Source organism: Bacteroidales bacterium, from assembly GCA_021157585.1.
GTDB lineage: Bacteria > Bacteroidota > Bacteroidia > Bacteroidales > UBA12170 > UBA12170.
In genome coordinates this window covers 21,063-32,536 of sequence record JAGGWH010000139.1, presented here as the reverse complement: position 1 = coordinate 32,536, position 11,474 = coordinate 21,063, and the positions used below count along the sequence as shown (strand labels likewise).

The window sequence follows — 11,474 nt, the reverse complement described above, 5'->3', positions numbered from 1 at the left end:
CTCCAGTTAATGGTAATATCTATATGAGTAATATCCGTTATACTCTTATCATTAGGATCATTAGTTGGCTCAGGTCCAATAGCTGTAAAAGAAATACTTTCCCCAGAGGTTTCGTTTCCGTTTGCATCCTCAACAGCTGCTATGGCAACATAATACAGCTGAGAGTTGGTTAAATCTACATCAGGAGTTATTGTGATTATGGTATTTGTCCCATCTATAGTTGCAGAATAGCTCACATCGGCACCACCTGAATCATCTAATTTAAGTGTAATGAGAGTGCTAAGGTCTGTTATTGCACTTCCATCAGTATTTTGAATGGCCTCGTTAAAAGTAATCGTTATATCTCCATCAACAGCTACTCCAATATCTCCATCAGCAGGATCCCAAGTTGCAACAGGTGGTAAATTATCGGTATAACTAGCACCAAAATTATCAAAATATGATGTATTGGTTGTGCTTCCATGTGCGTAAACCCAGCCTGCATATTTATAAGTAGAACCCGTATAGGTTTCTTCAGCACTTAATGAAGTGTCATCACCACCGGTGTATTGAGCTTTGTCAACAGCATTTGCATCTGAGAGTTTTGCGCCAGCCAAGTAAGAAATTTTCCAAGTGCCATCGCTAAGGTATTCTACAAAAAAGTTTACACCATTGTCAGAATCGGCATAAGTGTAACCACTGGAAACTATTTCTGTAGAATTATCTGGCAAGTTGGTTGCTCCTGAAGTAATCCCATTATCAAAACGGATAATGACTAATTCGTCAGGATTATTTCTAAGTACAACAGCATAACCGCTTGTTGTCGTGGCGTTAAAATCTGAAGAGTTTGCGGCTAAAACCATTCCTGCAGATTTATTAGTAGAACCCCATCCTGAGACCACATCATTATTTAAGTCTATCCATCCAAACCAAGTATTGGTGTTTGCTTTGTCCAAAATGTAGCCGGAAAAAGAATTTGAAAGATCATAAGAAGCGTAGCTATGTTCCGGGGTTGAAGCTCCTCCGTTTTGTCCCTCGTATTGTCCACCGGTAATAGACCATGTTCCTTCCGTTGTGTAAGTAAGGTCATCAGTACCATCATAATTGTCTAAAAGTGTCTGTGCCTTTAAATTTGCCGTAAAGAAAAGAGTGCTGAAAAAAACCAAAAAAACCATAAGCCATGGTTTCTTAACAATTTTAGAAGAAAGTATGGAATAATAATTTGTTTGCATCGCATATATTTTTAATGTTCAAGTTCTATTTAAAACAATAAAACCCGAGAACAAAACTATTGCTATAATAGATTGTTTATCAGGTTAGTACATGTTAAGAGTCCGCAAATATCGGAGTCTTATAAACAGAATTCTTCAGTTACAAATTTACAATCAAATCTTAGAGTAACTTCATAGGTTTTAAACTATTTATGCACAATAATACCTATTTATAAACAACCTTTTTTTATTAGTCGGGGCGCGACTTAAAGTCGCCTTCGACTAAAAATATAGAAAATTAAATCGCACTCCGACTTTATTTGTAAACAGCCACTTTTTTAGTCAGATAGTAGTCTTTATCAATAATACTAACAAGGTAAGTGGCATTTGGTAGATTTAGATCTTTGCCGTTTGTAAAATCGTTAATAGTTTTGGAGGAATAAACGCTTTGTCCTAATAAATTTTTTATTTCAACTTTAAGATTTTGTTTTTGCGGATAGTTGGTTTTTATATAAATATTTCCGGCAGATTGATAGATATTGGTTCCAAATTTATCTTTCTCTAAATCGTTGGTTCCGCTTACTAAGCCAAATAAAAGGTCGAATCGATTTTCGGGGTCGCTAAATTTATAGTTAAACTCTATAGTTTGTTCTTGTCGAAGGTTTGTAATCTCTCCACTAATATTGTCTTTTAGGTAAAAATTTTGTTCGTAATCAAATCCGTCTATTCCAATAAAATCTAATTTATAGGCTCCTTCTGTTCCGCAAGTAAAGGCTAAGTGAAGAATATCATCTTCGGCAGGATGAGGAATGCTGTTTGCGGCTAAAATTGTCTCTTCCAGTTTATTATAAATCTGAGGTAATTTTTTTGATTCGCTAAGTCTTTTAAAAGCATCTAATTGAGGGTCGAAATCGAATTTGGCGTCGTCTAAGAATCTGAGATAAAAACTGCTGCTAAAATTATTTCCGCTTGCTTTAATTTCCATAGCTTCGTTTAGTACGGGAGTGGGAACATTTTTGGTGTTGTTTTCGGTAAAATGATGAAGCTGAACGGAGCTGTCGAAACTTATATTTTCCATGTCGTTTGAGAATACAAAGAAGCCCTCGCCCGGAGCTATATAATGAGCTTCGGGATCACCAAAACCAAATATGCTCCAAAAGCTCTTTACCCACACTTTCCAGTCGTAAACTGTTTCGCCGTTTTCGGTATGCATTACCCAAACACTCACTTGTCCGTTTACTTTGGAAGGAAGCTCAACTTTGTCCCAGTCGATAGAAGATGTATAAGGGTTTCCTATCAGATTCCAGCCGCTATATCCGTCTGTTGAATAAGGGACGCCGAGAGTGTTGGTTAGCGTTGGTATTTTAACTTCTCCGCTATTGAATATTCCTTCGTATTTTTCTATACTATCTTGAGATTTTTTTACCGCATATCCTCTGCCAACTTTTAAACTAACATTGGAAGGAGTGATGCTTACATAGCGCATTTGAGGTTCGTAATAATACATCAGGTAATCGTTCTCGTATATGGCCGATTTGGCATTTCTGACCGGAGAGGAAATAAATTTCCAATTTTGTAGTTTAATATCGTCAAAATATTGTTCCATAGTGCCGTTGTCGCTAATGCCGTAAATTATTACCGATCCGCTTCCGCTGCTATTAGCTTTTATGGTAAATGCTGCATTGCCGGCATAATTATTTAAGTTTTTATTTATGGTTAGTGCTGCTAATGGTCTTACGGATAGCGTATTATCTTTTTGAATATAGATAGAATAACATTCGGCAGGATTGGCAATATCTACTTCTACATCTCCTTTAATATTATAACTTGCTCCTTTTGCAAAGTCGGTAGTTAGCTCACTCCATAATCCCGGTCCAATATCAATAATTGGTAATCGGCAGTTGTGAGATGTTTCGTCAAAAGAAGTGGAATAAGTACTCCATTCCGATTCGGTAAAGTTTGTGTTTGCATTTCCGATATCTTCATTTCTTAGTAAAACGCCGTCACTCCAGTTTGTAGTGCTGTAGGCATTGTCAATTAAATTACTGTTATAGTAGAGTTTAGCACCATCGTCTTTACCATCCCATTTGTTGTTACCATTCTTCCACGAAGAATTAGTAAAGTCGGGACTAAAATTCCTATTTCTATTACTTCCGGCTGTTTTGCTTTCTCCGGGTTTAATAGTTCCGCTTAAGCTCCAAGTGCAAACTTCATTTCCGTTAGCAATAGCAATTAGACTCCAGTTTTCCAGATTTATTATATTAACATCAGCGTTATAAATCTGAATATAACTGTTTTTTCTAGGAATGGTATTTTCCATCATCGATATGATGATGTTTTCGCCATTTGGAGAAGAAGATTTAAAATTATTTACTGTTTGTCCGAAAGAGGGGGTGGTAATCAGTAGAATGATTAAGCTTAGACTGAGACCAAAGGATTTGATGGTATCTCTCCAAATAATATTGATTGAGTTCTTCATCTTTTTATGTTTTTGCTTACGGTTTAATGTGGTTAAACAACCGTAATATTTAATCCTTTTTTCCAAGTTCGGAGCTTGCTATTGTGCTTACTATGCTTTAGTTTTAAATGCAAATCTCCAAGCTGACTACAAAAGTATGTCCATATTTAGGATTAGTCAATATAATTCCTTACTAAATGTGATGTATATAATGGAATATTATTCCAATAAATGGAAAGTGTGTGGGAATAAGGACTATTTTGGTAATTTTTTAGAATATTATTGCAGTCTATCTCAGTTTTAATCGTTGTCCTGCAATTAAATCTTCGTTTCGTTTTATTTTATTTAGCTTCTTGATGAATTTTGTTCTAACGGCATATTTCTGACTAATACCTTGTAAAGTTTCACCTTCTTGAACGATGTGATATAAAACATCAGCTTTTTTATTTTTCTTTTCAATATAAACGCGATCGCCGGGATTTAGAGGTGTTTTTTTGTTAGCGGAATTAAAGTCGAGTATTTGTTTAGTATAAAAACCAAACTCTTCGGCTATTACTTTCCAGCTGTCTTGTTGTAGAGCCAAAACATATTGAACGCCATTAGTTTCATAAATAATTCTATTTGTAGAAGATATGGATATGGGATGGAAATCTTCTGTTGATTTATCTAAATATTCGGGGTATTTAGAATCTGTTTTAGATACTGCGACACTTGCTTCTTCGTCTACTAAATCTTTGTAATTTTTGACTTTGTCAAAGCGACTGAGATTATTTTCTTCAATGACTTTAATAAGCATTTGTGCATATTTGGGGTTGGTGGCATAACCGGCCTTTTTTAAACCGCGTGCCCACTTTTTGTAGTCGGTTATTTTATATTCAAACAAAAAAGCATAACGGTCACGAGTAGTTAAAAACTTAGAGTGATCTTCAAAACTTTGGTCGGCAGATTTATATTTCCTAAAACACTCGTTTTTTTTATCATCGTCCATAATAAATGTTTTGCCTTTCCAGTCTTTATGGCACTTTATTCCGAAATGATTATTGGCTTTAATGGCAAGACTGCTTTTTCCTGCACCTGACTCCAAAATTCCTTGTGCCAATGTTATACTTGCCGGAATGCCATGTTCTTTCATTTTTTTAACTGCGGTAGCTTTATATTTTTTTATATAAGCTTCACGGTCTGTTTGCGCTAAAGCCGATACCGAGAGTAATAAGGCGAAAAAAAAGCTTAAGGATTTTTGCATAATATCAATCTTATAATACAAAATAAGGCAATATATAAGTTGTAATTGCTCTGAAAGAAGAAAGATATTAATGTGAGGATGTTGATAATGTGGAAGTGATAAGGTTGATCCGTCAGGGGACGGACAAGGGTTGAGGTTGAGGTTGAGTAGGGAAAAGGAGACGAGGGGAAAGGGAGAAAAGGAGGCAAGAACACAGCCGTCATGCTGAACGAAGAGAAGCATCTTTTTTGTTTTTGGTGATAAAATAAGAAAGAGGATGAATAGTCTATTCTTTCGTCTTGATACGAAAGAAATACCTGTCTGCCAAGGCATGCAGGAAGGATCAAGGCTGTTTTTTATCTGCAACGACTTCGTTGGATAAGCTAAGTTCAGCGGTGTGATTTTACAGGCAAGCTGTAAACTTCACCGTTTCTCTAAGCTTCTCCTGCCTCTTTCGATTTGATAAAAAAAGGATAGAAAATAAAATGATGGTGAGTAGTTGAGAGTATTGAACCGATAGTTATGTGGGTGGCTTGGACAATCGTGGAGGCCGGCGGGAGCGGTGAATGACGGAATGATTGATTTTTCGCCATACCGCTTGCGTTTTAAAATAATGACATTGAATACGTTTGGAAATAAAAAACTGAATTTTAAATAAAGCGAAAAACTCTGAACTACTTTAGTCAATTATTTTACCAAGAATGGCGTTAAAAAATCATCATTACGGCAGAGGCTGGAAAGCCATCGATTGTCCTAGACTTTTTGCTTCGTTTTGCGTCATGGCAAAATGAAGAAGAGGAATAGTCTGTTCTTTCGTCTTGATATAAAAGGAGAGAGGGAGAAAGGGAGACGAGGGGAAAGGGAGAAAAGGAGGCGAGAACACAGCCGTCATGCTGAACGAAGAGAAGCATCTTTTCACTTTCTTTTTTTATCTTTGCCAAATGCAAAACTCCATTGAGCTTATAACAAAATATTTCCCCAATTTAAGTCCGCTACAACTAAATCAGTTTAAGAAAGCAAAAGAGCTTTATTTGGATTGGAATTCAAAAATTAATCTGATTAGTCGTAACGATATGGATAATTTGGTTGAACGCCATTTTTTACATTCTTTGTCAATAGCGAAAGTTATAAAATTTGTTCCCGGCACTACAATTATGGATGTTGGAACCGGTGGTGGATTTCCCGGAATCCCCTTAGCCATTTTGTTTCCAGAAACTAATTTCTATTTGATAGATACCATTGGTAAAAAGATAAAAGTTGTACAAGATGTAATTAATCAGCTTGGACTAAAAAATGTAAGAGCAGAGCAAAAACGAGCTGAGAATGTAAAAAAGATTCGTTTTGATTTTATTGTTAGTCGTGCCGTTACCAATTTACCCGATTTTCTTCCTTGGGTAGAACATAATATTTCTAAAAAGCAAAAAAACAAGCTCCGTAATGGAATACTTTATATTAAAGGAGGAGATGTTTTAGAAGAAATAGCACATACCAATAAGAAATACAAGATTTTTGAACTTTCGCAAATCTTTGATGAAGAGTTTTTTGAAACAAAAAAGGTAATTCATTTATATTGATAGATACAGATAATATATGTCAAAATAATCTTGTTATTTGTTTGTTTCAAATTTATTGAATGCGCCTGCATCCACAAAAAATTACTACATTAGCCGCTTGAAAATTATAAAAAAAATAGAATATGACAGAAGTAATTAAACAATCATTAAGAGACTCAAAGGTTGCCCGGTGGACTGCTTTGGGGATTATCTCCATTACCATGTTTGCAGGTTATATGTTGACTGATATTATGTCTCCTCTTAAGCCTATGTTGGAATCTCAACTAAAGTGGACGAGTACCGATTATGGCGTTTTTACTAGTGCTTATGGTTGGTTAAATGTATTTTTCATAATGCTTATTTTGGGAGGTATTATTCTTGATAAGATGGGTGTTAGATTTACCGGAGTTATGGCTTCTGGAGTTATGGTTCTTGGAGCGAGTATAAAATATTATGCTATTTCGACTACTTTTGCACCTGACGCAATGATTTTTGGTTGGAAATCTCAAGTGGTTATAGCTTCTATTGGATTTGCTATTTTTGGCGTTGGTGTAGAAGTTGCGGGAATTACGGTTTCAAAAATTATTGTAAAGTGGTTTAAAGGCTACGAAATGGCTTTGGCTATGGGCATGCAAATGGCTGTTGCCAGATTAGGAACATTATTGGCTATGGCTGCTCCCGTTCCTATTGCTACTTATTTCAACGATTCAATTTCCGCTCCAATTGCTTTTGCTCTTGTTTTATTAGTCGCAGGCTTTATCGCATTTATCTTTTATACTTTTATGGATAAAAAATTAGATGCTTCGGAAGTAGTAGAAGGTGAAGTTGTTGTTGATGATCCATTTAAGTTTAGTGATATATTGCTAATTGTAAAGAACAAAGGCTTTTGGCTTATTGCACTTCTTTGTGTTTTATTTTATTCATCAGTCTTTCCATTCCTAAAATATGCCGCCGATTTAATGGTAAATAAATATCATGTTAGTCAAGAATTAGCAGGACTAATCCCTAGCTTATTACCCTTGGGAACATTATTTTTAACTCCTCTTTTTGGTGGTATTTATGATAAAAAAGGTAAAGGAGCCACTATAATGATTATTGGAGCTACTATGCTTGTGATTATTCACGGTATATTCTCCTTGCCTGTATTTAATCATTGGATGGTTGCTGTTGTATTAGTTATCTTATTAGGTGTTGCTTTATCCTTAGTTCCTTCAGCAATGTGGCCTTCGGTTGCTAAAATTATTCCTGAAAAACAATTGGGTACTGCATTTTCATTAATTTTTTGGATTCAGAATTGGGGTTTAATGGGTGTACCATTGCTTATAGGTATTGTTTTAGATAAGACAAATCCCGGAGTGTCTGCTGCTAAAGCAGCGGGTGAAAATATATCGTACAATTATACTGTTCCTATGCTGATATTTACGGCGTTTGGAATATTAGCAGTATTAGTTGCTTTTATGTTAAAAGCAGATGACAAGAAAAAAGGTTACGGTTTGGAATTACCAAATATTAAAAAGTAATTTCTTTAAAATATTTAAAAGAGCCGACTTATTATTTAAGTCGGCTCTTTTGCTTTATGTCAAATAATATTCCGATTAAGCTTGATTTTACATACAAAATAAGTCACAATACTAAGCTTAATTTGATTCCGGTTTCCTGACGGAGGTTTGTAGATTCGTATTTTTTCGGATTATTTTCATACGAATTGATTATTTTATAATTTTGCCCGGCATTATAAACAACTTAAAATATCAAAATGAACGCTTATTCGCCATATTTAGCTCTTTTTACGGGTTTGATTGAAATATTTGCCTTTATCTATTTCTTCTTGCTCTTTAAACAAAGCGGAAGTCATCTGAAGAGTATAACTTCAATCTTATTTTTCTTGGGAACTTATCAGTTATTAGAGGCTTTTAATTGTATGTTTCCGGGGCATTCTTTTTTAGTTCGTTTGTCTTTTGCCGATATTACTATGTTGCCTGCTTTGGGAGTGTATTTTGCTTATTTAAGTTCTCCAAAAGAATCAAAAACACAACGCTATATTACATTTGCTTTTCTTGGTAGTGCCCTCTTCTTTATTACATATTTTTTATCTAAACCAACTTCTGCTGTATTATTAAGCTGTCAGCAGTTTTTTGCTACCTATTATCACGCTGATATCCTTTATCAGTTTTACGGACTTTATTATCAATTAGGTTTGTTTACCATGCTTATTATGGCTGTTCGTAATATGGTGTTTACCCCTGATCTCAGAAAACGTCAATTAATTGGTAATTTTGTGATAGGTTCTGTGGTTTTTATTATACCCAGTATTTTAATTACAGCTTTTTTGCCGACCTATCAAGGTTCAATGCCTTCGGTAATGTGTCATATTGCTATTTTCTTTAGCTTTTTTATTGTAAAGGCTCTTCTTAATGAAAAGAGAATAAGACAGCTTTCGTTGGATTTAGAGTTTTCACATTTGAATATGCGTTTATAAAATCGTTTATTTTTTCGTTTATAAATATCTCTATTTAAAAAACGTTAAATGCTTAGTTTTTAAAGAATGTATGACATTCAAATCCTAAATTATTTGCTAATTTAGCATCTTAATAATTTAAGATAAATTTAAAAACATAAACATATGAGTAAAGAGATTTTAAATCTGGAACCAAAAGTAATTTGGAAACATTTTTATAGTTTAACACAAATACCTCGTCCATCTAAATTTGAAGATCGTATCCAAGATTTTATGGTAAATTATGGTAATAGCCTTGGATTAGAAACTTTTAAAGATGAAGTTGGAAACGTTATAATCCGTAAACCTGCAACTCCCGGAATGGAAGATCGTAAAGGTGTCATTTTGCAAGGGCATTTAGATATGGTTCCTCAGAAAAATTCTGATATAGATCACGATTTTACTAAAGATCCAATTAATGCTGTTGTTGATGGTGATTGGGTAACTGCCGAAGGAACAACTTTAGGTGCTGATAATGGAATGGGCGTTGCCGCTGCAATGGCTGTTTTAGAATCCACTGATATGGTACATGGTCCTATAGAGGCTTTATTTACCTGCGACGAAGAAACAGGTATGACAGGTGCTTTTGGATTGAAAGGCGATGTGTTGAAAGGCGATATTTTAATAAATATGGATTCGGAAGACGAAGGTGAATTGTATATCGGTTGTGCCGGTGGTACAAATGCAAATGCCGAATTTACATATACCGAGGAAGCTGTTCCTACCGGATTTAAAGCTTATAAACTTGCTCTTACAGGTTTAAAAGGCGGTCATTCCGGTGTTGATATTCCTTTACAACGTGGGAATTCAAATAAACTATTAAATCGTTTTTTACGTTCATCTGCAACGAAATTCGGTTTGCGTTTGGCTTCTATTGATGGCGGTAGTTTAAGGAATGCTATTCCTCGCGAATCTTTTGCAACTGTTGTTGTTCCTGCTGATAAAGCCGGCGAATTTGAAGCCTATGTTACTGCTTGTGGCGATGTATTTAAAGCAGAGCTTTCGGAAACAGAGCCTTTTATGACTTTTGATGTTGAAGCTGCCGATCTTCCTGAAAGCTTAATTGATTCTGCTACTCAAACAGCATTGTTTAATGCGGTATATGCCGTTCCTAATGGTGTTATCAGAATGAGCGATAATATGGAAGGATTGGTAGAAACCTCTAATAACTTAGCTATTGTAAAATCAGGAAATGGTAAGATAAATGTTTTAACTCTAATTCGTAGCTCTGTAGATTCTGCAAAGCAAGATTTAGAAAATATGATTGAAAGTGTATTTCAATTAGCCGGAGCTAAAATTGTCTTTGATGGTCAATATCCGGGATGGAAACCAAATGTTGATTCTCCAATATTGAAAGCGATGAGCGATATTTACAATAACAAATATGGTGTTATCCCAAAAGTTACTGCTATTCATGCCGGTCTGGAATGTGGACTTTTAGGTGGTGTTTATCCTAATTGGGATATGATTTCCTTTGGACCAACTATTCGTTTCCCTCACTCTCCCGATGAAAAAGTAAATATTGAGAGTGTTCAGAAATTCTGGGATTTTACAGTTGAAACTTTGAAAAATATTCCTAAAAAATAATTTTAAATGCTAATCAGGTTATCGTTTTTTCGATAGCCTGATTATTTTTCAAAAATTAGATAGAAAGATTTGTAATTCTGAAAAAAGACTGTAATTTTGCAGTCCGAAAAAACAAGAATAAGCTATGAGCAAGAGAACATATCAACCTTCAGTTCGCAAAAGAAAAAATAAACATGGTTTTAGAGAGCGTATGGCTTCTAAAAACGGTCGTAAGATTTTAGCTCGTAGAAGAGCTAAAGGAAGAGCGCAATTAACTGTTTCTGACGAGTTTAACGGAAGAAAATAATTCGCTGATTTCTTTTGGATAAATTTAGAAGGCATTGGTTGATGTCTTCTTTTTTTGTTTAAGTAATGGTCTTCCTTATATAATTTTTGATTGACCGGAATAATTAAATATTCTTGATGGATAATAAATATGCCAATTCCGTAGAGTTTTTTAATACAAAGACTAAAAATAAGTTTGGAAATGCCTCAAATTTAATATTGGCAGCTTACGAACTCAGAACTCCGGAAAATGTTGGTGCTCTGATTCGACTATCAGGGAATCTTGGTATCAGTAAGGTTTTATTTATACAAAGTGAAACTATATTTAAGGCGAAAAAAATTGCTAGAGTTGCTCATTCTAGCTTAAAATCTGTCGATTATTCTTTTTGTAAGCCCGAGGTTTTTAAATCACAAATTCCTGAAGATTTTGAAATAGTTGCAGTAGAAACCAGCACTAAAGCTAGTAATTTGTATAAAACATCATTACCCGAAAAATGTGTTTTACTCGTCGGAAATGAACGCTTTGGGATTGCCCAAGAATGTTTAAATAAGGTTTCTAAAACTGTATATATTCCACTTATAGGTAAAACATTATCTTTGAATGTTTCGCATGCTGCAGCTATAGCTGCTTTTGAGTGGGGAAGGCAGCATTTGGGACTCGAAAATGTCTAAGGGTCAAATGTCAAATGATAACATTTGGATG

Annotated in this window: 9 protein-coding genes; 6 read left to right on the top strand and 3 right to left on the bottom strand. The window is 34.8% G+C overall.

The features are described 5' to 3' along the window. The 3 genes from J7K39_09660 to J7K39_09650 all read right to left on the bottom strand — a co-directional run. Window positions 1–1,211: Ig-like domain-containing protein (locus J7K39_09660; GenBank protein ID MCD6180154.1), on the bottom strand; the 1,211-nt coding region annotated here is incomplete at its 3' end. 295 nt (window positions 1,212–1,506) lie between these two features. Next, on the bottom strand, window positions 1,507–3,669 hold the full coding sequence (locus J7K39_09655; GenBank protein ID MCD6180153.1) for a lamin tail domain-containing protein: 2,163 nt from the start codon (window positions 3,667–3,669) through the stop codon (window positions 1,507–1,509). A 268-nt stretch (window positions 3,670–3,937) separates the two neighbouring features. After that, window positions 3,938–4,891, bottom strand: a complete 954-nt coding sequence (locus J7K39_09650) for a glucosaminidase domain-containing protein (GenBank protein ID MCD6180152.1) — start codon at window positions 4,889–4,891, stop codon at window positions 3,938–3,940. A gap of 932 nt (window positions 4,892–5,823) precedes the next feature. Here J7K39_09650 and rsmG point away from each other — a divergent pair. From rsmG to J7K39_09620, 6 genes are all read left to right on the top strand, one after another. Continuing rightward, a complete protein-coding gene (gene rsmG, locus J7K39_09645; protein MCD6180151.1) occupies window positions 5,824–6,444 on the top strand; it encodes a 16S rRNA (guanine(527)-N(7))-methyltransferase RsmG in 621 nt (206 codons plus the stop codon). Window positions 6,445–6,566: 122 nt separating this feature from the next. Next, the gene (locus tag J7K39_09640; GenBank protein MCD6180150.1) at window positions 6,567–7,943 is read left to right on the top strand and encodes an MFS transporter; all 1,377 of its coding nucleotides are present in this window, start codon (window positions 6,567–6,569) and stop codon (window positions 7,941–7,943) included. Between the two features lie 236 nt (window positions 7,944–8,179). Beyond that, on the top strand, window positions 8,180–8,902 hold the full coding sequence (locus J7K39_09635) for a hypothetical protein (GenBank protein ID MCD6180149.1): 723 nt from the start codon (window positions 8,180–8,182) through the stop codon (window positions 8,900–8,902). Window positions 8,903–9,046: 144 nt separating this feature from the next. Then, entirely contained in the window at window positions 9,047–10,507 is a 1,461-nt protein-coding gene (locus J7K39_09630) for an aminoacyl-histidine dipeptidase (protein MCD6180148.1), read from the top strand. A gap of 124 nt (window positions 10,508–10,631) precedes the next feature. Then, the gene (rpmH, locus tag J7K39_09625) at window positions 10,632–10,793 is read left to right on the top strand and encodes a 50S ribosomal protein L34 (protein ID MCD6180147.1); all 162 of its coding nucleotides are present in this window, start codon (window positions 10,632–10,634) and stop codon (window positions 10,791–10,793) included. Between the two features lie 116 nt (window positions 10,794–10,909). After that, window positions 10,910–11,443 (top strand): TrmH family RNA methyltransferase, encoded by a 534-nt coding sequence (locus J7K39_09620; protein MCD6180146.1) that lies wholly within the window; start codon window positions 10,910–10,912, stop codon window positions 11,441–11,443. Window positions 11,444–11,474 lie beyond the last annotated feature (31 nt).